This window comes from Streptococcus equinus (genome assembly GCF_049393735.1).
In the GTDB taxonomy this organism is placed as follows: domain Bacteria; phylum Bacillota; class Bacilli; order Lactobacillales; family Streptococcaceae; genus Streptococcus; species Streptococcus equinus_G.
Genome location: NZ_CP185946.1, coordinates 1,008,654 through 1,033,948 on the forward strand (window position 1 = coordinate 1,008,654; position 25,295 = coordinate 1,033,948).

Below are 25,295 nucleotides of genomic sequence, written 5' to 3' on the forward strand. Positions count from 1 at the left end.
ATTATAGCTTAATTTTCCTGTCTTGACAAAAGTACAGGACGTACTTGTGAAATAAAATAAAGTGAACCAGTGATTAAATAAAAGTCATCTTGACTATTTAGGTTAATGTTATCAATCCACTCTTTCCAATCAGCAACTTTATGGTAGTTGCTTGGGTATTTTTCAAGTGGTAGTGAATTATGATAAACAAAGGTTGTCACATCAACATCAGCTAGTTGACTGAGCAATTCCAACATGGAATCAATAGGTTTGGTATCAATTGCTGCAAACAAAATGTGAAGATTCTTATCTTTGTATTTTTGCATAACATCAACCAAAGCTTTGACACTTTCATTGTTATGCGCACCATCAATCATAACATTTGAAAACATGAGTTCAGTACGTCCAACCCAGTGTGTCTCCTCAAGACCCTTTTTAATAATATCATTAGTTACTTTTGGATAGCCCTTTTTCAACAGCAAAGCTGCTGTAATTGCTAAACTTGCATTGCTAACTTGGTGTTTCCCAGGCATTGAAAGATTAACATTTTTTAGATTTTCAAGACCTTGATAATCAAAACCATTTTCATTTTCTTGAGCGTAAAAATCCTTTGAGAACTCAAATAGACGACTATCACAATCTTGTGCTTTATTAATAAAAACATGACGAACATCTTCTTGTTCAGCCGCAAAAATAAACGGCACATGCTCTTTTAGAACGCCAACTTTTTGCGCAGCAATTTCCGCATAAGTCTCTCCCAAAACATTTTGATGATCTAGTCCAATCGACGGACAAACCACAGCTAAAGCTTTGAAAACATTTGTCGAATCATAAAGCCCACCCATTCCTGCTTCGATGATGGCAATATCAACTGGGTGCATGTGTCCAAAATATTCAAACATCAGCACAGTAATTACTTCAAATTCTGTTGCTGGTTCTAAATCAGTTTCGACTGATAAACGCTCAACAACAGGACGAACACGTTCGACCAAGTCAAGAAAATCAGTTTCTGAAATCATTTGACCATTTAGACTGATACGTTCACGAAAATCAACGATGTAAGGTGATGTAAACGTTCCAACTTCGTACCCAGCTGATGAAAAAATATGCTGTAAATAACTTGTGACAGAACCTTTGCCGTTTGTCCCAACAACGTGGACAGCTGCTAAATTTTTTTGAGGATTTCCAAGTTTTTCTAGCATCCATGCCATTCGTTCTAAACCAGGTTTAATTCCAAATTTTAACTTGCCATGAATCCAATTCAAAGCTTCTTGATAATTCATTAATGAACTTCCCAATATGACCAAAATTGCTTACGTAAAAGAAAATGCTAAAGAGCAATTTCCGAACAAGATCTTTTAGTAAAGCAATTAAAATCTATGTTTTTCCTTTCTTTCTTAACTTTACAATAACAGCTCTATTATATCATAGAGAAATTACCAAAAAAAGCCAGCAAAGCTGACTTTCTTATTATTATGATTATTCTACACAAATTCCCTTAGTATCTACTTGTAGTGCAACGACTTCTCCATCAAGCTCAAGTGAGCGAATACGTTCAACAAGCTCTGATTCTTTTTCCTTTGAAACTAAAGTCATGATAGTCGGACCAGCCCCAGATAAGTAAGTCGCATAAGAGCCAACTTCATGGGCTACTTCTTTAATCTCAGCGAATTCTCTGACTAATGTTTGGCGGAAACGTTCATGGAAAAGATCTGCTTCAATCGCTTTTCCTGCTTTTTCTAAATCACCAGTTAAAAGTGCAGCAATCGCCACATTAGCAATTGACGAAGCAGCAACAGCCTCTTTATATGAAAGCTCTTTTGGCAATACATTGCGACTATCACTAGTTTTCAATTCATAATTTGGAATGAACGCGACAAATGAAGCTTCTGGGAAAGGAGCAACAATGCTGCTTACTTTTTCTTCGACATACGATGAAACGACAAGATTACCAAAAATCGCTGGTGCAACATTGTCAGGATGCCCTTCAATTTTAGTTGCTAAGTTCAATTTTTCATCCTTTGACAAATTTAAATCAGCCAACTGATTAGCTAACTCAATACCTGCTACAATAACAGAAGATGAAGAGCCCAAACCACGCGCTAACGGGATATCTGAAACCATCTTAATACGATGAGGAGTGAGGTCAGCACTCACTTGCAAAGCTGTTGCAATCAAAAGATTATTTTCATCACTAGGCACATCACCTAATTCATGTAAAACTTCCCATTTGTCAGCAGGTTCAAGTACCTCGATTGTAAGATACTTAGAAACTGCTACACCAACTGAATCAAAGCCAGGGCCGATGTTAGCAGATGTCGCTGGTACAGTTATTTTCATATCTCTATCAACGCTCATTTAATATGAGCTTTCCTTTCATTTACTAAGTAATTCTTATTCGCCCAAAACTTTAAGTGTATTTAATACTTTGAAATCTTTTTCAGCTTCAAGTTTTTCAGTAACTGCTGCCAATTGTGTCTTACTCATTGAGTGAGTGATAATGACAACACGTGCACGTGTTCCATTTGCTTTTTGTTGAAGTACTTGTTCAAATGAAATGTTTTCAGAGTTAAAGATTTCAGCTAAGCGAAGCAATTGACCTTTTTTGTCTGGCGTATTAATTGCAAAATAGTAATGACTTGTCACATCTGATGGATTTGCCATTTTTGTCTCACGAGCAAATTCATTGAAAGGTTTACCAACATTTCCATCTTTGATACGACGGCAAATGCGGATAATATCAGCTGTAACTGAAGTTGCCGTAGGTTTTTGACCAGCACCAGGTCCGTAGTACATTGATTCACCAATACCGATTGACTCAACAAAGACTGCGTTCATCACATCATTAACACTAGCGAGTGGATGTGATTTTGGCAAGAAAGTTGGAGAAACTTCTGCTGAGATTCCTGATTCAACTTCACGGATATCACCAACAAGTTTAATGACATAACCAAGTTTTTGAGCAACTGCGACATCGTCTGGAGTGATTGTCGTAATTCCTTTATGAGCAACATCGTCAAAATCAATTGTCATACCAAAACCAAATTGACTCAAGATGACTGCTTTATAAGCCGCATCAATACCTTCAACGTCATTTGTTGGGTCACTTTCAGCGTAGCCAAGTTCTTGAGCTGTCTTAAGAGCATCATCGTAAGTCCAACCTTCATCAACCATTTTAGTCATCATGAAGTTTGAAGTACCATTGAGAACACCCAAAATACGAGTGACTTTATCAGAAGTGAGTGAGTTAGCTAGAGTACGAAGAATTGGAATACCCCCGGCTACTGCTGCTTCATAATAGAAAGCAACGCCTTTGTCTTTAGCAAGGGCAATCAATTCTTTACCGTGAGTCGCAATCAAATCTTTGTTAGCAGAAACAACGTTTTTCCCAGCTTCAAGTGCTTTTGTAATAAATGTACGAGCTGGTTCAATACGTCCCATTAATTCGATAACAATGTCAATAGTTTCATCACTCAAAATCTCATCAACATTTGTAACAAAATTATAGTCGTTCCCAGCAGCCAACAAACGATTCTTTTCATCATCGTCTTTAACGAGAACTTTGGCGATTTCAATGGTATCATGAGCTGCTTCCGTAATTTTTGTTTGATTTTCTTTCAAAAGGAAAGGAACACCACTAGCAACTGTACCAAAACCGAGCAAAGCAATTTTTATTGACATCTTATTCTCCTTAGTAAGTAATTTTGAATAGAAAAGCAGTCCCGAAAACCAACAATTCTAAGTATAAAAACATTTTCTACATTATACCACAAAATTATTCAGAATTTACAGAAAATATAACAAACCATGAAAATCTTTTTCTAATTTAAGGCAAATTCTTTATTTTACTTTCAAAAAACAGTACAATGGAAGAAAGATTTTATTTTTGGGAGAGATTTTTATGAAAAAACGTTACAAGCACGAAAAGAATTCAAAGAAGCCTTTTGCAATTATTAACATCATTCTTTTATTAGCTTGTATTATTGCTAGCGCCTTACTCTTCTTTACTTTAAAGGATAGACAGTTGAGTCTATCAAATTTTAAAACCGAGCGAGTGACGAAGAAGAAATCACCACAGCAAACAGCATCGTCTTCAACTGAGGTTCCTCAACCAGAAGAACACACAGAAGAGGTAAATTGGATTCCACAAGAATCAGAAGTATCTCTTCCAATTTTGATGTATCATGCAATTCATGAAATGGCTCCTGAAGAAGAATCAAATGCAAACCTAATTGTTGATCCCGCAACGTTTGAAAGTCATATTCAGCGTCTGTCTGAAGAAGGTTACTATTTCTTAACCCCAGAAGAAGCTTACAAAGTCTTGACTGAAAATGTTTTACCGAATGGAAATTCAAAAATCATTTGGTTAACTTTCGACGACAGCCTATGGGATTTTTACACCAATGCTTATCCAATTTTGAAAAAATATGGTGCAAAGGGCACTAATAATGTCATTACAAGCACCGTTGGAGATAGCGGAAACCTAACCCTTGATCAAATGTTAGAAATGAAAGAACAAGGAATGTCTTTCCAAAGTCATACTTCTACCCATCCTGATTTGTCAGCAAGCGATGACGACACTCAGAAATCTGAAATGGAAGATGCTAAAAATTATCTTGATAGTAATTTGTCACAAGACACAATGACAATCGCCTACCCTGCTGGACGCTATTCAGATACAACTCTCCAACTAGCTAGTGATCTTAATTATAAGATTGGTATTACTACCAACGAAGGTATCGCTAATAAAGAGGATGGTCTTCTATCATTAGATCGTGTTCGAATTTTACCAGAGACTACTGCGGATAGTCTCATGGCAAGCATCAGCCAATAAAAAGAATCCATTTGGGTTCTTTTTATTTTGTCAGATTTTTAAATAATCTTAAATTTCAAGGTTAAAAATCAACTTAATAGTATCTACCTGCTATATTACATGACTATATTTTTTAGAAAGCGTTTTAGATTTCAGTTTTTTCCCGACTATTTTCTTTAAGAGTGCTATAATAATTTTGTTTATTATATAATAAAGGTAGTTGATAGCATGATATGTGAAAAATGTGGTAAATTACAACAAATAAATGATACAAAAAGTAGACTTTTTGTCGCGCTCATCTGTCTGATGAGAGATGAAAAATACGAAAACATCACAATTAAAGATATTCTAGAGTATGCAGAAGTTTCTAGAAGAACTTTCTATCGTCATTTCAAAAACAAGGATGACCTCTTAAATGATTATTTTGATAAAATAATCAATGAATACTTAATCGAGCGTAAAAAATTTGCACAATCAGAAAGTTTCGAAAAAATGTTAGCTGGTTCATTTAATTTTTGGTACAAACAACGCGAAGTACTATCAATTATAATGAAGCATCAGCGACCTGAACTGCTATTTCATCAGATGAAAAAATACTCAAAAGATATTTATGATAGCATTACGCTTCCTTGGTTTGCCTACAACGGTGACGTTGCGAAAATAAATTATGCTATGTCGTTCATTATAGGTGGATATTATAGCGTATTGTGTAACTGGTTGGTAAAAGACGAACCTGAAGATCCGAGTGTTATTGCCATCGAAGTGAAGAAAATGATAATAAAATTAACTGGATTTTTCAACCTTGACACTGAACAAAATCCTCAAGATTTAAAAGAAATCAAAAAGCTTTGAAATAATTCAAAGCTTTTTAATATTAATCTTTAGAGGAATTTTTGGAAAATCACGAGTATAAAAATCAAAATCATTACAGAATAACTCTGAATAAATTTTTTCTCTGTCTCAAGCAAAATCGGAAAATCTCTCAAATTAGCTTTTTTTCGGTACCATTTTGACCAAAGTATACTGACCTCGCCAATAATAATTGTAATAAAAGAAAAAAGGAAGAGAGAATCTTTATGAGGATAGCTATAAAACGTTCCTTCTTTAAGTTGATTTAAAGTTGAGCTTGGCGAAAGAAAAAAGAAAGCAAACGTCATAAGGAAAAATATGAGGTACAAAATTCTAACATATAAAGCCATTTTTTTCATAAAACTGCGCTCCTACTACATTCTCAATCACAATCATAGTCTTTAAAATGGAAAATGTCAATTTATCTTACGACTTTGCTTTTTTGCAACAAAAAAACCGCTAGTCCTAAGACCAGCGGTTTTATCAGCTTTATTAAGCTACTTGAGTAATAACTCTATTATTTAAGAGTGATTGAAGCTCCAGCTTCTTCAAGTTTAGCTTTGATTTCTTCAGCTTCTGCAGTAGCAACGCCTTCTTTAACGTTAGCAGGTGCACCATCAACAAGAGCTTTAGCTTCTTTAAGACCAAGACCTGTAACTTCACGTACAGCTTTGATAACAGCAACTTTTTTGTCACCAGCTGAAGTCAATTCAACGTCAAATGAGTCTTTAGCAGCACCAGCGTCTGCAGCACCAGCAGCAGCTACAGCTACAGGAGCAGCTGCAGTTACACCAAATTCTTCTTCGATAGCTTTTACAAGATCGTTCAATTCAAGGATTGAAGCTTCTTTAATTTCAGCAATAATGTTTTCAATGTTCAATGCCATTGTAGATTCCTCCAAAAATATTAATGTTTTATTAGATAATTGTTTGTAGCGCTAGGCTACCATACGCATTAAGCAGCGTCGTCTTCTTTGTTGTCTGCAACTGCTTTGACAGCAAGTGCAACGTTGCGAACTGGCGCTTGAAGAACAGAAAGGAGCATAGAAAGAAGTCCTTCGCGGCTTGGCAATGATGCAAGGGCAACAATTTCTTCTTTAGAAGATACAGCGCCTTCGATTGCTCCACCTTTGATTTCAAGTGCTTCAGCATCTTTAGCAAAGTCGTTAATAACTTTTGCTGGTGCAACAACATCTTCGTTAGAAAATGCTACTGCAGATGGTCCTACGAAAAGATCTTTCATTCCGTCAAGACCTGCTTTTTCAGCTGCACGAGTCAAGATTGAATTTTTGATAACTTTAAATTCAACACCGTTTTCGCGAAGATTACGACGAAGAACTGTATCTTGTTCAACTGTAAGACCACGTGAATCAACAACAACGATAGATGCAGCAGCTTTCATTTTTTCAGCAACAGCATCAACTTGTTCAGCTTTTTTAGCAATAATTGCTTCACTCATTAGTTTTTACCTCCGTTATTATTTTTGGGCTAGGTACAAAAAAATTCGCACCTAAACCTAGACACGAAAGTACAAATACGTTATTTCATCATTACGTTTTGTGCCTCGGCAGGAATATTATGAGCACTGCTCCCCTGCTGTCTTAGGTCAGTTTCATTACAAAACCTCATTTATTATAACTTACATTTTCGACTCTGTCAACACTTTTTTATTATTTTTTTCAAAATTAATTACTTTTTATTGTTTCTACTATTAAATTATTTTATAATTCTTCTTTTATGATGACTGTTTTTTTCACCGTTTCAGATTATAATATCACAATTGCAATTAATAAAACGCTATCTAAGAAAAATAATCATATTTTCTGCGTATAAATCTTTGACTTTTACTGACCAATGAGTTATTATATCCTCAGAAGGTGATTGATAGGAACAATCGAAGATTTCTTTAAATACGACCTCTCTACTCTGATATGTAAAGACTAAAGAAATCCTACCTTTTATCAAATCGTATCATTTTGGTTTGATTAAATTTCACAAATAAAGCGAGGTAATTAATATGGCAAACAATCAATTTTACGGAAGAGATCCTTTTGGAAACATGGATGACATTTTCAACCAACTTATGGGAAATATGGGAGGATATAACACAGAAAATAAACGTTATTTGATTAACGGACGAGAAGTCACTCCTGAAGAATTTGCCCAATATCGTCAAACTGGTAAACTTCCTGGAAATACTGAATACCAAGAAGGAACTCCTACTTCTGCTCCAAAAGAAGGTGGCATCTTGGCTAAGCTAGGAACTAACTTAACTGAACGAGCTCGTAATAATGAACTTGACCCAGTTATCGGACGCAACAAAGAAATTCAAGAAACAGCTGAAATCTTGTCACGTCGTACAAAAAATAACCCAGTTCTTGTCGGTGATGCTGGTGTTGGTAAAACAGCCGTCGTTGAAGGGTTAGCACAAGCTATTGTCAACGGTGATGTGCCAGCTGCTATCAAAAATAAAGAAATCATTTCAATTGATATCTCAGGACTTGAAGCTGGTACACAATACCGTGGTGCTTTCGAAGAAAATATCCAAAACATGATTAAAGAAGTTAAGGATGCAGGTAATATTATCCTCTTCTTCGATGAAATTCATCAAATTCTTGGTGCAGGCTCAACTGGAGGTGACTCTGGTTCTAAAGGTTTAGCAGATATTCTTAAACCAGCCCTTTCCCGTGGTGAATTGACTGTCATCGGTGCAACAACTCAAGATGAATACCGCAATACTATTTTGAAAAATGCTGCGCTAGCACGTCGTTTCAACGAAGTTAAAGTTAACGCTCCTTCTGCTCAGGATAGTTTCAACATCTTGATGGGTATTCGTGACCTTTACGAAAAACACCACAACGTCATTCTCCCAGATAATGTCTTAAAAGCTGCTGTTGATTTTTCAATTCAATACATCCCACAACGTAGCCTTCCTGATAAAGCAATCGACTTAATCGATATGACTGCTGCTCACTTGGCTGCACAACACCCTGTGACTGACGTCAAATCTTTGGAAAAAGAAATTGCTGAACAAAAAGAAAAACAAGAAGCCGCTGCTGCCAAGGAAGATTACGAAGCTGCGCTTAATGCTAAAGTCCGTATCGAAGAATTGCAAAAACAAATCGGCAATCACACAGAGGATAAAAAAGTCACTGCAACTGTCAACGACGTAGCTGAATCCGTTGAACGTTTGACTGGTGTTCCTGTTTCAAATATGGGAGCTTCAGATATTGAACGTTTGAAAGAATTGGCTAGTCGTTTGAAAGGTAAAGTCATTGGGCAAGACGAAGCTGTTGAAGCTGTTGCACGCGCCATCCGTCGTAACCGTGCTGGTTTTGATGAAGGTAACCGTCCAATCGGTAGTTTCCTATTTGTCGGACCAACTGGTGTCGGTAAAACAGAACTTGCTAAGCAGTTAGCACTTGATATGTTCGGCTCAAAAGATGCTATTATCCGCCTAGACATGTCTGAGTACTCTGATCGCACAGCTGTTTCTAAATTAATCGGTACTACTGCCGGTTACGTTGGTTACGATGACAATAACAACACACTTACTGAACGTGTTCGTCGTAATCCTTACTCAATCGTCCTTCTCGATGAAATTGAAAAAGCTGACCCTCAAGTTATCACACTTCTTCTCCAAGTTTTGGATGATGGTCGTTTGACAGACGGTCAAGGTAACACCATCAACTTCAAGAATACTGTCATCATTGCTACTTCAAATGCTGGATTTGGTAATGAAGCCTTGACAGGTCAAGAAGACAAAGATGTGAAGATTATGGATCGTATCGCTCCATACTTCCGTCCTGAGTTCCTCAACCGTTTCAACGGTATCATCGAATTCTCACATTTAACTAAAGATGACTTAAACGAAATTGTTGACTTGATGTTAGCTGAAGTTAGCAAGACTATTGCTAAAAAAGGTATTGACTTGGTTGTTAGCGACGATGCTAAGAAACATCTTATCGAAGAAGGATATGATGAAGCAATGGGTGTTCGACCACTCCGCCGTGTTATCGAACAAGAAATCCGTGATAAAATCACTGACTTCTACCTTGATCACACTGATGTTAAACACCTTAAAGCTGATATGGTTGACGGAGAACTCATCATCAGCGAAAGATAATGTAATCCTACTCCTATTTTCCACTCCTTATATAGCTCAACTCAAACTAATGAGTTGAGCTTTTTTATGATATTTTGTTACAATAGCAACACATAAAAAATGAAGGATATAAAATGACTCTAACACTCTACGAACTTTATCAAAAAATGCTTTCTCACATGGGGCCTACAAATTGGTGGCCAGCTGATACCAAGCAACAAATCATCATCGAAGCTATCCTAATTCAAAATACTACTGAACTCAATGCAACTAGAGCTTCACAATTAATAAAAGACGCAACCGCTTATGATTTACAAAAAATTATAGCTCTCTCTCAAGAACAACTTCAAGAACTTGTTCGACCAGCTGGTTTTATGAAAAATAAAAGCAAGGCTATTCATACCCTAGCCAAATGGTATGTTGACCACAATGAAGACTCTACTAGTATTGCAAAAAAATACGGTACCAAGCTTCGAAAAATATTACTTTCTCTTCACGGTGTTGGGCCAGAAACGGCTGATGTTTTACTAACTTATGTTTTTGATCAACCACAGTTCGTCTCTGATAAGTACGCTAGAACTTTATTCACTCAGTTAGGTGTCAAGGATTTAACTGACTATAAGAGCTTATCTATTAAATTGTCAACACTCCCTAATCCATTTACCTTTACTGATGCACAAGAATTTCACGGGCTCATCGATGAGTTTGGTAAAAAATTTTTTCACCCCATTGAGGATTTCAAAAAAAGCTTCCTTGCAGGTGAACAATTAAAACTTGATTAGTTTTTTCACAAATCTCCCCTAGTACCTGACTTAATAAAATGTTACAATATGACTGTTGACTCTATTAGAAAGAAGGACATGGTGTGAATGATTTAGAATACATGCCTCAAAATAGTCGTTTTGAAGCTGTTTTACTTGGATTTTTAGGCGGAGCTCTTGATGTCTATTGTCAAATTCAATTTGACACCTTAGTTGCTACTCAAACCGGAAACATTCTGTTTCTTATCGCTGATATCAGCCATAGTTCACTTCATCAAACACTAATCCGTTTTTATTCAGTTTTCTTTTTCTCACTCGGATTTATGTTTGGCTTGCGTGTTCGAGCTAGGGCTAAAACAGCATTCTGGCGTGTCTATGCAATCTTACCATTGTTATTTGTAACAGTTGCTCTACCTTTGCTACCTGAAAATCGACTTTTATGGGTAATTCTGTTAGCATTAGGAACTGGTTTATTAACCTTGACCTTCTCTGGTAGCCAAATCGAATCACATGCCTACTCAATTTTGATGACTTCCGGAAATTATCGTAAGATGATTACTGCGTGGCATAACTACCTTACTACTGAAAATAAATCCTCTAAGATGAAACGACAAGCTGTCAATTATTCATTGGTCGTTGTTAGTTTCGTTCTTGGTGCAATCTTTGTGGCAATCATTCACCACTTCATTCAAGTAAGAACTATTTGGATTGTATCATTGTTATTATTAGGAATCATTTATCACTATACAAGCGTCGTTATCCGCTATCGCTTACAAACAGCAAATATTTAACAAAAAAACGTCTAGAAATTTTCTAGACGTTTTTACTATCTAAGATGATTAGTCAAACAAGCTATGTCATCAGGTGTAGTTCTACAACAACCACCAACAACTTTAGCCCCGAATTGGTGCCAAATCTGACTGTTTTCAAGTAAAGTATGAGTGTGATCAGGAAGAGATTTCCAAGTCTGCGTAGCCCCATCATAAACTTCTCCTGAATTAGGATAAGTAACCAGTGGTTTTTGTGACACTGTTCGAATTCTCTTAAGTAAATTTGAAATGACAACTGGGCTACTGCAATTGATCCCAAAAGCTAAAATTTGCTCACTAGCATCACACAAAGCAGCTACTGTTTCAATCGATGTGCCATCAGAAATACACCTATCATCTTGTGCTGTAAATGACATGTAGGCTTCAGTTTCTGGAAATTCATCAGCTAATAATTCAACTAATGCTTCAGCTTCAACAACATTTGGAATTGTTTCAATTCCTAAAAAATCACAGCCAGCTGACAATAGTGTCTTGATACGAGAACGATGAAAATCTTTGAACTCTTCCTTAGATAGATGATAGTTTCCATTGTATTCAGAACCATCAGCTAAATAAGCAGCGTAAGGTCCAACGTCACCAGAAATCAAAGGATAAGGACGTTTATTCTTTTCATCATCAGACAAACTACTCCAAACATTTTCTCTTGCTTTTTTTGCTAAATCCACCGTTAAAGCAATGATGTCAGTAGCTTCTTTTTCCGTTAAACCATAATCCTTAAGTCCTTGAATCGTTGCTTGATAACTAGAAGTTGTGATGATATCTGCACCAGCTCGCAAATAAACTTCGTGTAAATCTTGAATCACTTGAGGATTTTCAAGTAAATACTTAGCAGACCAAAGTTTTCCTGACACATCATAGCCACGATTTTCTAATTCTGTTCCAAGCGCACCATCTAAAATAACATATTCATTCTTATTTAATAAATCCTTAAATTTCCCCATAACTAACCTTTCTTACCATTTTTTATAACGAAGGTAATGATACAAATAACACAAAACAATAAATGGAATCCCAAAATAAAGTCCTGCTCTTTGCGAAGCATCCCAAGCAATCCCAACAATTGAAATCAATAATAGAACTATGGTAACATACGGCAGAACAGGTGTAAAAGGTGTTTTGTACGACAGTTCAGAAATAGAGTGCTCTTTTAAAAAGACTTTTCTAAAATTAATCTGCGCCAAGGGAATTGATAGCCAAACCACTACTACAGCAAAACCTGCAATAGATACTAGAGCAAGATAAACCGTATCTGCAGCATAAATACTTGAAAAAAGTGACAAAATCACACCAAGCATTGATAGCAAGAGTGCGCGCATTGGAACACCATGCTCATTAATCTTAACAATCTTTTTAGAAAGCATGCCTTCATTTGCAAGAGACCAGAGCATACGGCTTGAAGCATATAGACCTGAATTGCCTGCAGATAGAATAGCTGTCAGAATAACAAAATTCATCACATCAGCTGCAAACGGAATTCCCATTTTATCAAAGACATCAACAAATGGTGCACTCGATACTCCTGCTTCTTTCATTGGTAACAAAGATGCTAAAACAAGAATTGTCAAAACAAAGAAGATGACCAGACGACCAATCGTTGTTTTAATAGCCTTTGGCACTGCTTCTTTCGGATTATCAGTTTCGCCTGCAGCGATGCCAATTAATTCAGTTCCAGAAAAAGCATAATTGACTGCTAACATTACTGAAACAACTGCAGCAAAACCTTTTGGAAATGCTCCATTAGCAGTTAGATTTGTAAATAAAATAGCTTTGTGCTGACCTTCAAAACTAACTATTCCAAGCATTGCGCCTAACCCAAGAATGATAAAAATAATGATAGCAATGACCTTAATGGATGCAAAAAAGGACTCCGCTTCCGCAAAACTTTTTACACTTAAAGCATTAATGGCAAAAATAACCAAAGCAAAAAATGTTGCAAAAGCCCATGTCGGAACACCCGGGAACCATCGTCCCATAAGCATTGCTGCGCCTAAGAATTCAGTCCCCAAGGCAACCGTCCAACAAATCCAGTATAGCCAGGCAACTGTAAATCCAGTTCCGGGACTGATGAATTTTGTAGCATACGTGTGAAATGAGCCAGTAACCGGCATCGCTACAGCTAATTCACCAAGAGATAGCATAACAAGATAAACAACAACTGCCCCTACCAAGTATGATAGTACTGCTCCCAAGGGACCAGCTTGTGCAATTGTGTACCCAGAACTGAGAAACAATCCCGTCCCAATAACACCACCAAGCGACAACATAAAAAGATGTCTACTCGTCATCTTACGTTGAAATTGACCTTCGTTTTCAAAATTATGATTTTCCATAAAAACCTCTCAATACATAGTAGGTCTATGATATCACAAGATTTTAAGAAACGGTAATAGACTTTAACTATCGATTTCTTAGTTTAAAACTATAGCATTGAAAAAAGCTTGAAATTTTCATCTCAAGCTTTCAATATTACAATTCTTCTAAGATACTATCCCATGACTCATCAAGACCAGTACGATCAACAGATGAAAAGATAATAAATTTATCAGTTTTATCGAAGTTCAATTTTTTCTTGATAGCTGATTCGTGCTTATTCCATTTACCGCGTGGAATTTTATCTGCTTTTGTCGCAACAACGATAACAGGAATTTCATAATATTTTAGAAATTCATACATTTGGATATCATCGGCGCTTGGGTCGTGACGAAAATCAACTAAGCTGACAACTGCACGAAGATTATCACGACTTACAAGATACTCCTCAATCATTTTGCCCCATTTAGCACGCTCAGATTTAGAAACTTTGGCATAACCGTACCCTGGAACGTCAACAAAACGCAATTTGTCATCAATGTTATAGAAATTAAGCAACTGCGTTTTTCCTGGCTTACTTGATGTACGTGCCAAGTTTTTACGCCCTAAAAGTGTGTTGATAAAACTAGATTTTCCAACATTCGAACGACCTGCAAGAGCAATTTCAGGCAGATCATCTTGTGGGTAATGTGATTTATTAGCTGCACTTAGTAGAAGTGAGGCATTATGGGTATTTAAATACTCAGTCATTTTCTCTCCTTATGCAGTTTCTAAGATAGGTTTATCAGTACCTTCGACAGCATTTTTAGTGATGCGAACTTTGGTAACTTCTTCGCGACTAGGAATTTCAAACATGATATCCATCATTGTTTCTTCAATAATTGAACGAAGTCCACGCGCACCTGTCTTACGTTCGATAGCTTTATTGGCAATGGCTTGAAGAGCATCCTCATCAAATTCCAATTCAACACCATCATAAGATAAAAGTGTTTGGTATTGTTTAACCAATGCATTGCGAGGTTCAGTCAAGATACGAACCAAGTCATCCGCAGTCAATTGTTCAAGCGCAGCAACTACAGGCAGGCGTCCGATAAACTCTGGAATAAGACCAAATTTTTGAATATCTTCTGAGATGATTTCTTGCATATAAGATGCATCTTCATCAATTTTACGGTTATTTTGACCAAAACCAATAATTTTTTCACCAAGGCGTTGTTTAACAATATCTTCAATACCGTCGAACGCACCACCAACGATGAAAAGAATGTTCTTAGTATCAATTTGAATCATTTCTTGGTTAGGGTGTTTACGTCCACCTTGAGGTGGTACGCTAGCAACAGTTCCTTCAATGATTTTAAGAAGAGCCTGTTGAACACCTTCACCTGAAACGTCACGAGTAATTGAAACATTTTCACCTTTTTTAGCGATTTTATCAATTTCATCGACGTAGATAATACCACGTTCAGCACGTTCGATATTAAAATCAGCTGCTTGAATCAGTTTCAAAAGGATATTTTCAACATCTTCACCAACATATCCTGCTTCAGTCAACGATGTCGCATCTGCAATTGCAAATGGGACGTTAAGACTTTTAGCCAATGTTTGAGCTAAGAAAGTTTTCCCTGACCCAGTTGGTCCGATAAGCAAGATGTTTGATTTTTGCAATTCAACATCTTCTTCATCACGACTTTCAGCAAAAGATACACGCTTGTAGTGATTGTAAACTGCCACTGCAAGGGCACGCTTTGCACGTTCTTGACCAACAACATATTCATCAAGAGTAGCTAGTAATTCTTTTGGTTTTGGAACTTCTGCCAAATCTGCAAGAACTTCTTCTGCTAACTCTTCTTTAATAATCTCTTGGGATAAAGCCACACATTCATTACAGATAAAGACATTATTTCCTGCAATAATTTTCTTTACTTCGTCTTGGCTTTTTCCACAAAATGAGCAATAAACTTTTACATCATTTGTTCGATTTCCAACCATTTTGTTCTCTCTAACTTTATTTTTTCTCTATATATTAAAACAAGGTACCATACACGGCATGAATGGTATTTACAATATTAGTAAATGCATTCAAAAATAAAAGGACAGCTAAACCATAGCGTTTTTTACGAAGTGCTGGAATTGCACACAAAACACAGATAACTGCAAGCAGAGCCGTGAATACACCGAAAATACTTCTTTGCATTCCTATCTCCATGTGTTATTTTTCAAAAACAGTAATTGTAAAGTCATAGGCATTTTTGTCATCTTTCTCATAAAATGACTCAGACACCTTTGTAAATTGTTCTAAATCAACGTCTGGGAAATAAGTATCTCCTTCAAACTCGCCATGAACTGTTGTTTTTATAATCTCATCACAATAAGGCAAAAAGGCTTTATAAATACTTGCACCACCAACAACATAAAGGGTTTTATCGTGATTTTTAAACCATTCAAATACTTGATCCATATCATGAACGACCGTCACACCATCAGCTTTAAAAGCTTTATCTCGAGTTAAAATTAGTGTTTCACGGCCTGGTAAGATGCGACGTTTCATGCCATCAAAGGTCACTCGCCCCATTAAAAGAGCTTGCCCCATCGTTGTTTCTTTAAAATGCTTCAGTTCCTTTGGGAGTCGCCAAGGCAACCCATCATTCACACCGATTAGATGATTTTCATCTTCGGCCCAGATAGCAACGATTTTCTTTGTCATATTGTCCTCTCATTCATTACTTTCATTTTATCAGATTTCCTGTAAAAATGCAGAAATGCGATACGAAAAAGCCATGAAACAGATTAAATGGCTAAGTCAAATTTTAATTGTGGTTTGACTGGATCATAATCGACTAATTCAAAATCTTCAGGCTTAATATCAAAGAAATCTGTCCCATCTGGCACATTCAGAACCAAACGAGGTTTGCAATCAGTAGGTTCGCGACGAAGCAATTCTTTTGCTTGCTCAAATTGATTGTCATAGATGTGCAAGTTATTAACGAAGTAGAAGAATTTTCCGACTTTCCATCCGAAGTGTTTTGCAATCATCATTTGAAGAGCAACATATTGCATGGCATTGATATGGTGTGAAACTAGCATGTCATTTGAGCGTTGAGTCAAAGTGGCATCAAGATAAATGTCACCATCAACACGACGCACATCATACATCGTTTGGAAAGCACATGGTAAAAGACCATCTGTATTTTCAAAAGCTTCGTAATCCCAAAGTGAGATAACGTTGCGACGATTCCATGGGTTTGCTTCTAGTTGTTTTAGAATTTTACGAATGATATCATGCTTCTTAACAACTGCTCCATAACGCTCACCGATTGTACCAGTTCCATCGACTTCCCAATCGTTCCAGTATTTAACATTGTATTTATCGTTTAGAACTGAAAGTTCGTTGGTTTGATCTTGATAAATCCAAAAAATTTCGCGAATAGCACTTTTAATTGGAATAGGACGAAGGGTTGTAATCGGGAATTCACCTTTACTCAAATCATATTCAGCAAAAGCACCTGTTACATATTTAGAATTTGCTTGCCCACCACTTTGGTAAACAGGGCGTGCATTTTCTGAAAAGACACCTTCGTTCATAATTCTTTTGATATTTTCTTTAAAAATAACATCTGCTTTTGTCATGCTATCCGCTCCTTACATTTTTTAGCCATAAAAAATGGCTCAGTACTCCTATTTTATCTGAAATCAGTTAAAATTACCAGCATTTTAGTAGATTTAATAAGTTTTTCTTATTTACTTTGAAAGATTAAATCAATATTTTTTTATAGAGTAATTAGGCTACTTTATGGTAAAATTATCAATGGACGATTAGTCACGCCGTAAATTTACTAAAAAAAGAGTTTCTTATTTAAAAGGATTTCCCCGCCTTTTAAAAACTTGTTAGGCTAATAAGAAGAAAAATAATGCACCTAACATTTATTGGAAATTCAATAAAAAGAAAGGTTTTTTCATGAACATTGGTATTGATAAAATTGGATTTGCAACAGCACAATATATGCTGAATATGGACGACTTAGCCGAGAGCCGAAGCGTTGATCCAGATAAATATAGCAAAGGTCTTCTATTAAATAACCTAAGCATTACCCCTGTTAACGACGACATTGTAACACTTGGTGCTTCTGCTGCCAAAAGTATTCTTAGCGACCAAGATAAAGAAGACATTGATATGGTCATCGTAGCAACAGAATCATCTGTTGACCAAAGTAAAGCTGCAGCTACTTGGATTCATCACCTTTTAGGTATCCAACCTTTTGCTCGCAGCATCGAAATGAAAGAAGCTTGCTACAGTGCAACAGCTGCACTTGACTATGCTCGATTGCATGTCCAAAAACATCCTGAATCAAAAGTACTAGTTATCGCTGCTGACGTAGCTCGCTATGGTGCAAACACACCTGGTGAACCGACTCAAGGTGCTGGAAGTATTGCTATGTTGATTTCAAAAGACCCACGCATTATGCTTTTGAATGATAATTCAGTTGCTCAAACGCGCGATATCATGGATTTCTGGCGTCCTAACTACTCTACAACACCTTTTGTTAATGGTATCTACTCTACAAAACAATACCTCAGCATGCTAAAAACAACTTGGGAAGAATTCCAAAAACGTTTTGAAACATCACTAGCTGATTTTTCAGCCTTTTGCTTCCACTTGCCATTTCCAAAACTAGCCCTCAAAGGCTTTAATAAAGTAATGGATAAAAATTTACCAGAAGAATTGCAAGCAAAACTCAAAGACAACTTTGAAAAATCAATTCTCTACAGTAAGCAAGTCGGTAACATGTACACTGGTTCACTCTACCTTGGGCTTCTATCGCTTCTTGAAAACTCTAAAAATCTTACTGCTGGTGACAACATCGCACTCTTTAGTTATGGTAGTGGTGCCGTAGCAGAAATTTTCACAGGAACTTTGGTAGATGGATTTAAAGACATGCTTCAAACAAGTCGTCTTGAATCACTAAAAAATCGTATCAAACTTTCTGTTGAAGAGTATGAAAAACTCTTCTTTGAAGAAGTTGCAGTCGACTCAGAGGGTAATGCTACCGTTGCAGATTACAAAACTGGTGCATTTGCCCTCAAAGAAATTCGTGAACATCAAAGAATCTATGGTGAAGTAAATGACAACAAATAAAGTGACTTGGGGAGGTTTCTCCAAAAAAACGTTGGCTGAACGCCTTGAACATCTCGAAAAAAACGAACTAATCAACTCTGAAAATCTTGATCATTTAAAATCAAATGAGCTACTCTCACTTGAAACAGCTAATCAGATGACAGAAAATCTTATTGGAACATTTTCATTGCCGTTTTCATTAGCACCCGATTTTCAAATTGATGGTACTATTTTTAATGTTCCAATGGTAACTGAAGAACCTTCAGTGGTTGCTGCAGCTAGTTTTGCTGCGAAAATTATCAAACGTTCTGGAGGCTTCAAAACTCAAGTTCACTCTCGCAAAATGATTGGACAAGTTGCGCTTTACGATGTTCCAAATAAAAGTGCCGCTAAAAAAGCAATCATCGAGCATACAGACCAATTGATTACTTTAGCAAATGACGCTCACCCTTCTATCGTAAAACGCGGGGGTGGTGCTCGAGAATTGAGTATCGATGAAAAAGACGATTTCCTTATTGTCTACCTAACCGTTGACACCCAAGAAGCAATGGGCGCTAACATGGTCAACACCATGATGGAAGCTTTAGTACCAAGTCTTGAAGAACTCTCTGGCGGAAAAAGCTTAATGGCAATTCTATCAAACTATGCGACCGAATCTTTAGTAACTGCTGAATGTCAAGTTGACCTACGTTACCTCAGCCGTAATAAAGATGAAGCTAAAGAGTTAGCTCGAAAATTCCACCTAGCAAGCAAACTTGCTCAAGAAGATGTTTACCGAGCAAGCACACATAACAAAGGTATTTTTAATGGAATTGACGCTGTTGTTATGGCGACCGGAAATGACTGGCGTGCCATCGAAGCTGGTGCAAATACTTATGCTTGCAAAGATGGTCAATACCGCGGTCTTGCCACTTGGATTTTTGATGAGGATGCTCAGGTGCTTCACGGTCAGCTAACACTTCCTATGCCAATTGCAACTCGCGGAGGATCAATCGGTCTTAATCCAACAGTCAAAATCGCTCATGATATTCTTGGACACCCAGATGCTCGTCAATTAGCGCGAATCATCGTTTCCGTTGGTTTGGCACAAAACTTTGCTGCCGTTAAAGCTTTGACATCAACTGGTATTCAAGCTGGTCATATGAAACTGCAAGCAAAATCACTGGCACTTCTTGCTGGTGCTAAAGATAAAGAGGTCGCTGAAGTTGTAAAAACTTTGCTTGAAGCACCACATATGAACCTTGAAACAGCACAGCACATCTTACAAAACATTAGAAATTAAGAAATCGAGCTATGGCTCGGTTTTTTATTTTTAAACTCTGAATAACTATCTAACCCTTTTATTTCTTGGATTGTAAAAAACTGTCCACTGGACATAACGCGCTTCTTAATTTCCTGGCTCATGAAAAAACTGTCCACTGGACCTAACTCGCTCTTTTATTTCTAGGCTCGTGAAAAAACTGTCCACTGGACAGTTTTTTTCCTTGACTTCGATTATCGATAATTATATAATCTAGTTATCAATACTAGATGAAGAGGTGGAGATAACTTTATGAGTACTACTTATCCAAAATGGTCTGAGTTACCACAAATTGATTTATACTTAGACCAAGTTCTTCTTTATGTTAATCAAGTTGGTCAGGCTAATCAGCAAGATGCAAAAGGCTTGACTGCTTCTATGATAAATAATTATGTAAAACATGGTCATCTTGAAAAACCAATTAAAAAGAAATATAGCCGTAAACAAGTTGCTAGACTAATCGTGATTACAGCATTAAAAAATGTTTTTTCAATTCAAGAAATTAGTCAAACCTTGGCGCTCTTAACTGCTGATGATCAATCACAAAAACGTTACGATGATTTTGTGTCATGTATGAATGGCGAGAAAGTTGATGACTTACCTCCTGTGGTCGTCTCTGCTTGTCAAACTTTGAAACTTTATTTTCAAACACACGAATTAGTCCAAAAATTAGAAGGAGATTCTCATGAAAGCTAGCATGACTTTAAAACTCAGTAAACGTCTTTCTTTTGGTGAAGAGGTTGCAAATAGTGTTACTCACGCGGTTGGTGCGGTAGCAATGCTTGTACTGCTTCCTATCACTGCTATTTATAGTTATCATCACTATGGCATGCAAGCTGCTGTTGGAATGTCAATTTTCGATATTAGTTTATTTTTGATGTTTCTGTCATCGACAGTTTATCACTCAATGCAATATGACTCACCACAAAAATTCATTCTACGAATCATTGACCACAGCATGATTTACATTGCCATTGCTGGTTCATACACACCAGTTGCGCTTTCTCTTGTAGGTGGTTGGCTTGGTTATTTAATTATCATTTTGCAATGGGGCGCCACAATCTTTGGCATTCTTTACAAAATTTTTGCTAAAAAAATCAATGAAAAATTCTCGCTTTTTCTTTACTTGCTCATGGGGTGGTTGGTCATTTTCATCATTCCAAGTATTATAAGTAAGACTGGCGTCGTCTTTTGGGCTCTGATGCTTGCTGGCGGTCTATCTTATACTATTGGTGCAGTTTTCTATGCTAGAAAACGCCCTTACGACCACATGATTTGGCACATCTTTATCTTGATTGCTTCAGTTCTTCATTACATTGCAATTGTTTATTTCATGCTATGATACAAAAAAACACTGATATTAAAATCAGTGTTTTTTATTTGCTTCGCTTAATTTCCCGTATAAAAGATAATCAACATTTCGTAAGTCTGCAATTGTTTTACAATTAAGAGCACACATAATAAGACGCAAATCATCTTTCCAGCCATTTACAATATTAATGACTTGCTCAACTGGATATTTCTCAACAAGCTCTAAAACAGTTCGTGAAAGACCAACGCCTTTTGCACCAAGAACAAAGCATTTCACCATGTCAAGAGGATGACGTACACCACCTGATGCAAGAACTTCGACGGTATCAACAACATCTTGTAGATTTAAAAGGCTTTGAACGGTTGTTTGTCCCCATTCATTCAAATATGAACGGTCGCCGCCACGTTGGTTTTCAATAAACGCAAAACTTGTTCCGCCACGTCCTGAAATATCAAAAGTTTTAATGCCAAATGCGTGTGCCATCTGAACTGTTTTTAAATCCATTCCGAATCCGACTTCTTTTAAAATGACTGGCACCGGCATTTTTACGGCATAGTTTTCTAAATTCTTCTTCCAAGAACGAAATTCTCGTTCTCCCTCAGGCATCAAGAGTTCCTGCATCAAGTTCACATGAACTTGCAAGAAAATGGGCTGCATTTCATCAATAGTCTTCAATCCTAGTTCGTATGGTTTGTCGATACCAATATTTGTCGCAAGCAATAAATCAGGATAGTCTTTCTTGCTTGGATAAGAGTCGTCTTGCGGATTTTTTAACGCTGCACTATACGACCCAGTCACCATGACAAGTCCAATAGCTTGAGCAACTTGAGCTAATTTACGGTTAACTGCCTTTGCTTTTTCTGAACCACCTGTCATCGCATTGATATAAAACGGAAAATCAAAATCGCGCCCCGCAAAATGCGTGTGCAAATCAATCTCACTCAAATCATAATCCGGAAGAGAATGCTGAATCAATTCCATCTCATCAAAGGAATTATAAGGAGATTGGTATTTCAATGCATACTTAATATGCTCATCTTTACGATTCATCATGATAATTTCTCCAAATCTAGTAGTTCAATACCAAGATTTTGCCAGCGTGTGATAAGTTCTTTCGTGCCATTGCTGTCAAATGATATTGCAATACCACAGTCACCACCACCTGAACCAGATGATTTAGCAATCACGTCCAGACCTTCTTCTGCTGCCTTCAAATCTTTCAACTTATCAATATAGATAGCTGAGCTAAGGCTGAGTAATAAATCACTGACATTTTGAAGCGCAGATTTAACTTTCGTTTTATCACCACTCAAAAGAGCTTTTTTGCAGCTTTGAACTTGGCGTTCAGTTTCCGTCAAAAATTCTTCTGAAATAGCTGATTTAACAAGATTAATCATATCTTTTGAGATTGACGGTTGCTTAGTCCAACCAACTAAGAACTCACACGGCAAAACAGGTTTGATGACTTCAATCTGATATCCCCAGTCTTTATCAAGAACAGCCTGAATCGGCTCATCCGCAATCCATCTAGCAACCTTTTGTCGATTAAATGAAGTAAATGCAACTAAGTCATCATAAGCAATACAAGCAATATCTCCCATCGAACCATTGTCACCGAGTTTTAAAAGCGTGTAAGACGCCAATTTAAAAAGAAGGTCGGCTGACAAATTCAAATCATAAAAAGCTGATAAAGCCTTGAGTGTTAGGACAGTGACTGAACCACTTGAACCAATACCAAATTTTTTCCCGTCACGTTCCATTTTGCCTGTGATTTCAAGTGAAAATGGTACTAATGTATCAATTGACTTACCAAGATAATCAGCTAAAGTCTGAACACTTGCTTGAATTAGTGCATAATTTTTATCTTCAGACATTGTAGCTGAGTAATCAAACATATCAGAAAAAAGCTTGATTGTAGAATTCTCTTTAACAACCGCTGTCATATGAATTGGAATATTTTTAATGATTGCTGTCTGTCCTGGTGTCAGCACAGCATATTCCCCAGCGATGTAGAGTTTTCCACCTGTCTGGACTTTAGTCATTTTCATCTGGTAATTCCTTAGTACGTGATACGATTACACGATAGTTTTCTTCAAAACGTTTTGTCAATCGCTCTAAATCTTCTTCTAGACAAAGCACTTTTACATTTGGTCCAGCATCCATTGTGAAGTAACATTTTTCACCTTCAGCACGAAGCTGTTTGACAAAGTCCATTGCCTTATAACTTTCTTCTGTTAGGTAATTAAAAGGTGGATTTGCATGTGTGTTTGTGTCATGCATTGCAAGTGCATTACGTTCAGTTAACTCACCAACACGTTCAAAGTCGTTATTTTTAAGATAACTTAGCATATCTTTGTAATCTTGTTCAGATTGTTTCACCCAACTCTCAAATGTTGTTGATGTTTCAACACAACGCTTCATACCTTCTCGACTAGAGATTGGTTTCTTGCTATCACTCAAAACAAGCATAATCATGCCAAGTTTGAGGTCAGTTTCCACTTGATATACCTCTCCAGTATCTTTATCCCAAGCAGCAAGTGGTCCAAAGAATGAGCGTGAAGATGAACCAGAAGCAAATTTTGCTTTTTGAGCCAATTCAGCCTGAGTCAAACCTGTTTCAAAAAGTTCATTACATGCCTTAACAAGCGCTGATAGTCCACTAGAACTTGATGACAATCCTGCTGCTGTTGGCATGTTGTTGCTTGTTTCCACTTTAACAAACTCAGAACGCTGCCCACGATATTGATCAATGATGGCAGAAATTTTAGCGTGTTCTTTTTCATCTTGTAAAACACCATTGATGTAAAACTCGTCATGTGTTGCTGAATCTGGTAAAAAGGATACGCTTGTTGTGGTAAACATATTTTCCAGTGTCAATGAAATACTGCTGGTTGCTGGAATCATCTTAGCTGCGTCAGCTTTCCCCCAGTATTTGATAATAGCAATATTGGCATATGATTTTACCGTTACAATTTTTCGATCCACGTTTGAACCGCTCCTCCTTCTGTTAATGCTTTACTAATTTTTTCTGCTTGAGCTTTAGTCTGTGCAAGTGCAATAATACATCCACCAAGACCTCCGCCACTCATTTTGGCACCGAGGGCACCATTTTCTAAAGAAATCTGAACTAATTGGTCAGCTTTTTCAATGCTAACTCCAATTGCTTGTAAGTGACTGTGTGCTTTTGTCATCAAAGGACCGATTTCAGAAATAGCCTTGTCTTGAATAGCTCTTTGGACCATCTCCGTCAAGTCACCTAAAGCAGCAAGATGTGGCAAATTAGCTTCCTCAGCTTGTGCAACTTTTTCAACTGCTTCACGAGTATTTCCATAAATACCTGTATCTGCGATAACAAGATAAGCATCCAAATCTAAGTCAAGTGTACTAAAGCCAACATTTCGAATAAAGGTAATCGCCTTGTCACTCAAACATGTCTTGGCATCAAGTCCACTCGGATTTGAATGTGCAATAATCTCTGCTTTATTTACTAAAATTTCAAGAGTATCTATGTCAATACTTTGCTCAAAATAATCAAACACGGCACGAATAGCTGCGATTGAAACCGCTGCTGAGGAACCCATACCTCGTTTTTGAGGAATTTCTGAGCGAATATCATAAGTGATTGAAACATCAGTATGATTTAGGTACTCAAGTGCCGCATAAACGGCTGTTGATAATGTATCATAATAATCAAAGTGAATTTTTTCATCAGCTGGATAAATACGACATTCCACTTCAATGCCTTGAAGTGGAATTGCAATGGCAGGATAGCCATACACCACTGAATGTTCACCCATCCAAATAATCTTACTATGCGCCTTTCCGACGCCAATTTTCTTAGTCATTTTCTTCTCTTACAATTTTTAGTTTACACTCCATTTTATCATTGTTCCGCAAAAAAAGCGACTCTTACTAAAAAATGTT

26 protein-coding genes and 1 other annotated feature are annotated in these 25,295 nt (G+C 36.9%); of the genes, 9 read left to right on the forward strand and 17 right to left on the reverse strand.

Going from position 1 to position 25,295, the window contains the following annotated elements; genetic code table 11:
• Positions 1-8 precede the first annotated feature (8 nt).
• The 3 genes from ACNTMY_RS05015 to ACNTMY_RS05025 form a co-directional block, all read right to left on the reverse strand.
• On the reverse strand, positions 9-1,262 hold the full coding sequence (locus ACNTMY_RS05015; RefSeq protein WP_423215623.1) for a bifunctional folylpolyglutamate synthase/dihydrofolate synthase: 1,254 nt from the start codon (positions 1,260-1,262) through the stop codon (positions 9-11).
• Positions 1,263-1,458: 196 nt separating this feature from the next.
• Positions 1,459-2,319 (reverse strand): homoserine kinase, encoded by an 861-nt coding sequence (gene thrB / locus ACNTMY_RS05020; protein WP_423216861.1) that lies wholly within the window; start codon positions 2,317-2,319, stop codon positions 1,459-1,461.
• 54 nt (positions 2,320-2,373) lie between these two features.
• Positions 2,374-3,660: a homoserine dehydrogenase gene (locus tag ACNTMY_RS05025; protein ID WP_021142420.1), complete on the reverse strand. Its 1,287-nt coding sequence runs from the start codon at positions 3,658-3,660 to the stop codon at positions 2,374-2,376.
• A gap of 220 nt (positions 3,661-3,880) precedes the next feature.
• Here ACNTMY_RS05025 and ACNTMY_RS05030 point away from each other — a divergent pair, with 220 nt between their 5' ends.
• Both ACNTMY_RS05030 and ACNTMY_RS05035 read left to right on the forward strand, forming a co-directional pair.
• The gene (locus tag ACNTMY_RS05030) at positions 3,881-4,813 is read left to right on the forward strand and encodes a polysaccharide deacetylase family protein (RefSeq protein WP_423215624.1); all 933 of its coding nucleotides are present in this window, start codon (positions 3,881-3,883) and stop codon (positions 4,811-4,813) included.
• Positions 4,814-5,020: 207 nt separating this feature from the next.
• Positions 5,021-5,644 carry a TetR/AcrR family transcriptional regulator gene (locus tag ACNTMY_RS05035; protein WP_423215625.1) on the forward strand — a complete coding sequence of 208 codons (624 nt, stop codon included), beginning with the start codon at positions 5,021-5,023 and terminating at the stop codon, positions 5,642-5,644.
• Positions 5,645-5,673: 29 nt separating this feature from the next.
• On the opposite strand, the gene ACNTMY_RS05040 is transcribed toward ACNTMY_RS05035, so the two are convergent.
• The 3 genes from ACNTMY_RS05040 to rplJ all read right to left on the reverse strand — a co-directional run bounded on the left by ACNTMY_RS05040 (position 5,674) and on the right by rplJ (position 7,099).
• The gene (locus ACNTMY_RS05040) at positions 5,674-6,000 is read right to left on the reverse strand and encodes a hypothetical protein (RefSeq protein WP_423215626.1); all 327 of its coding nucleotides are present in this window, start codon (positions 5,998-6,000) and stop codon (positions 5,674-5,676) included.
• A gap of 158 nt (positions 6,001-6,158) precedes the next feature.
• On the reverse strand, positions 6,159-6,527 hold the full coding sequence (gene rplL, locus ACNTMY_RS05045) for a 50S ribosomal protein L7/L12 (RefSeq protein ID WP_004232036.1): 369 nt from the start codon (positions 6,525-6,527) through the stop codon (positions 6,159-6,161).
• Between the two features lie 68 nt (positions 6,528-6,595).
• Positions 6,596-7,099 (reverse strand): 50S ribosomal protein L10, encoded by a 504-nt coding sequence (gene rplJ, locus ACNTMY_RS05050; protein WP_021142424.1) that lies wholly within the window; start codon positions 7,097-7,099, stop codon positions 6,596-6,598.
• 29 nt (positions 7,100-7,128) lie between these two features.
• Positions 7,129-7,264, reverse strand: a sequence feature (ribosomal protein L10 leader region).
• 393 nt (positions 7,265-7,657) lie between these two features.
• Between rplJ and ACNTMY_RS05055 the strand changes: the two genes are divergently transcribed.
• The 3 genes from ACNTMY_RS05055 (at position 7,658) to ACNTMY_RS05065 (ending at position 11,297) form a co-directional block, all read left to right on the forward strand.
• Positions 7,658-9,766: an AAA family ATPase gene (locus ACNTMY_RS05055; protein WP_423215627.1), complete on the forward strand. Its 2,109-nt coding sequence runs from the start codon at positions 7,658-7,660 to the stop codon at positions 9,764-9,766.
• Positions 9,767-9,879: 113 nt separating this feature from the next.
• Positions 9,880-10,527, forward strand: a complete 648-nt coding sequence (locus ACNTMY_RS05060) for an endonuclease III domain-containing protein (RefSeq protein WP_423215628.1) — start codon at positions 9,880-9,882, stop codon at positions 10,525-10,527.
• A gap of 101 nt (positions 10,528-10,628) precedes the next feature.
• The gene (locus tag ACNTMY_RS05065) at positions 10,629-11,297 is read left to right on the forward strand and encodes a DUF1275 family protein (RefSeq protein ID WP_423216862.1); all 669 of its coding nucleotides are present in this window, start codon (positions 10,629-10,631) and stop codon (positions 11,295-11,297) included.
• Between the two features lie 35 nt (positions 11,298-11,332).
• Here ACNTMY_RS05065 and mmuM read toward each other — a convergent pair whose 3' ends face one another.
• The 7 genes from mmuM to ACNTMY_RS05100 all read right to left on the reverse strand — a co-directional run bounded on the left by mmuM (position 11,333) and on the right by ACNTMY_RS05100 (position 17,273).
• The gene (mmuM, locus tag ACNTMY_RS05070; RefSeq protein WP_423215629.1) at positions 11,333-12,277 is read right to left on the reverse strand and encodes a homocysteine S-methyltransferase; all 945 of its coding nucleotides are present in this window, start codon (positions 12,275-12,277) and stop codon (positions 11,333-11,335) included.
• Positions 12,278-12,289: 12 nt separating this feature from the next.
• The gene (locus ACNTMY_RS05075; protein WP_423215630.1) at positions 12,290-13,666 is read right to left on the reverse strand and encodes an amino acid permease; all 1,377 of its coding nucleotides are present in this window, start codon (positions 13,664-13,666) and stop codon (positions 12,290-12,292) included.
• Between the two features lie 136 nt (positions 13,667-13,802).
• A complete protein-coding gene (yihA, locus tag ACNTMY_RS05080) occupies positions 13,803-14,396 on the reverse strand; it encodes a ribosome biogenesis GTP-binding protein YihA/YsxC (RefSeq protein ID WP_004232043.1) in 594 nt (197 codons plus the stop codon).
• A gap of 9 nt (positions 14,397-14,405) precedes the next feature.
• Positions 14,406-15,635 (reverse strand): ATP-dependent Clp protease ATP-binding subunit ClpX, encoded by a 1,230-nt coding sequence (gene clpX / locus ACNTMY_RS05085; protein WP_423215631.1) that lies wholly within the window; start codon positions 15,633-15,635, stop codon positions 14,406-14,408.
• A 34-nt stretch (positions 15,636-15,669) separates the two neighbouring features.
• Positions 15,670-15,840 (reverse strand): hypothetical protein, encoded by a 171-nt coding sequence (locus ACNTMY_RS05090; RefSeq protein WP_004232045.1) that lies wholly within the window; start codon positions 15,838-15,840, stop codon positions 15,670-15,672.
• A 15-nt stretch (positions 15,841-15,855) separates the two neighbouring features.
• Positions 15,856-16,350: a dihydrofolate reductase gene (locus tag ACNTMY_RS05095; protein WP_423215632.1), complete on the reverse strand. Its 495-nt coding sequence runs from the start codon at positions 16,348-16,350 to the stop codon at positions 15,856-15,858.
• An 83-nt stretch (positions 16,351-16,433) separates the two neighbouring features.
• Positions 16,434-17,273 (reverse strand): thymidylate synthase, encoded by an 840-nt coding sequence (locus ACNTMY_RS05100; protein WP_423213835.1) that lies wholly within the window; start codon positions 17,271-17,273, stop codon positions 16,434-16,436.
• A gap of 328 nt (positions 17,274-17,601) precedes the next feature.
• Here ACNTMY_RS05100 and ACNTMY_RS05105 point away from each other — a divergent pair, with 328 nt between their 5' ends.
• The 4 genes from ACNTMY_RS05105 to trhA all read left to right on the forward strand — a co-directional run bounded on the left by ACNTMY_RS05105 (position 17,602) and on the right by trhA (position 21,401).
• Entirely contained in the window at positions 17,602-18,780 is a 1,179-nt protein-coding gene (locus ACNTMY_RS05105; protein ID WP_423215633.1) for a hydroxymethylglutaryl-CoA synthase, read from the forward strand.
• Complete coding sequence (locus tag ACNTMY_RS05110; protein WP_423215634.1) at positions 18,767-20,041, forward strand: hydroxymethylglutaryl-CoA reductase, degradative; 1,275 nt, start codon at positions 18,767-18,769, stop codon at positions 20,039-20,041. Before ACNTMY_RS05105 ends, ACNTMY_RS05110 begins: the two co-directional genes overlap by 14 nt.
• A 270-nt stretch (positions 20,042-20,311) precedes the next feature.
• Positions 20,312-20,755, forward strand: coding sequence for a DUF1836 domain-containing protein (locus ACNTMY_RS05115; protein ID WP_423215635.1), 444 nt, complete (start codon positions 20,312-20,314; stop codon positions 20,753-20,755).
• Positions 20,745-21,401, forward strand: coding sequence for a PAQR family membrane homeostasis protein TrhA (trhA, locus tag ACNTMY_RS05120; RefSeq protein WP_423215636.1), 657 nt, complete (start codon positions 20,745-20,747; stop codon positions 21,399-21,401). The genes ACNTMY_RS05115 and trhA overlap by 11 nt, the downstream gene beginning before the upstream one ends.
• A 24-nt stretch (positions 21,402-21,425) precedes the next feature.
• Here the strand turns inward: trhA and fni are convergent, their stop codons facing one another.
• Genes fni through mvk form a run of 4 tightly spaced genes read right to left on the reverse strand, consistent with a single transcriptional unit; the run spans position 21,426 to position 25,216 of the window.
• The gene (gene fni / locus ACNTMY_RS05125; RefSeq protein WP_423215637.1) at positions 21,426-22,424 is read right to left on the reverse strand and encodes a type 2 isopentenyl-diphosphate Delta-isomerase; all 999 of its coding nucleotides are present in this window, start codon (positions 22,422-22,424) and stop codon (positions 21,426-21,428) included.
• Positions 22,421-23,419, reverse strand: a complete 999-nt coding sequence (locus ACNTMY_RS05130) for a phosphomevalonate kinase (RefSeq protein ID WP_423215638.1) — start codon at positions 23,417-23,419, stop codon at positions 22,421-22,423. The genes fni and ACNTMY_RS05130 overlap by 4 nt, the downstream gene beginning before the upstream one ends.
• Positions 23,406-24,356 carry a diphosphomevalonate decarboxylase gene (mvaD, locus tag ACNTMY_RS05135; RefSeq protein WP_423215639.1) on the reverse strand — a complete coding sequence of 317 codons (951 nt, stop codon included), beginning with the start codon at positions 24,354-24,356 and terminating at the stop codon, positions 23,406-23,408. Before mvaD ends, ACNTMY_RS05130 begins: the two co-directional genes overlap by 14 nt.
• A complete protein-coding gene (gene mvk, locus ACNTMY_RS05140; protein WP_423215640.1) occupies positions 24,338-25,216 on the reverse strand; it encodes a mevalonate kinase in 879 nt (292 codons plus the stop codon). The genes mvaD and mvk overlap by 19 nt, the downstream gene beginning before the upstream one ends.
• Between the last annotated feature and the right edge of the window lie 79 nt (positions 25,217-25,295).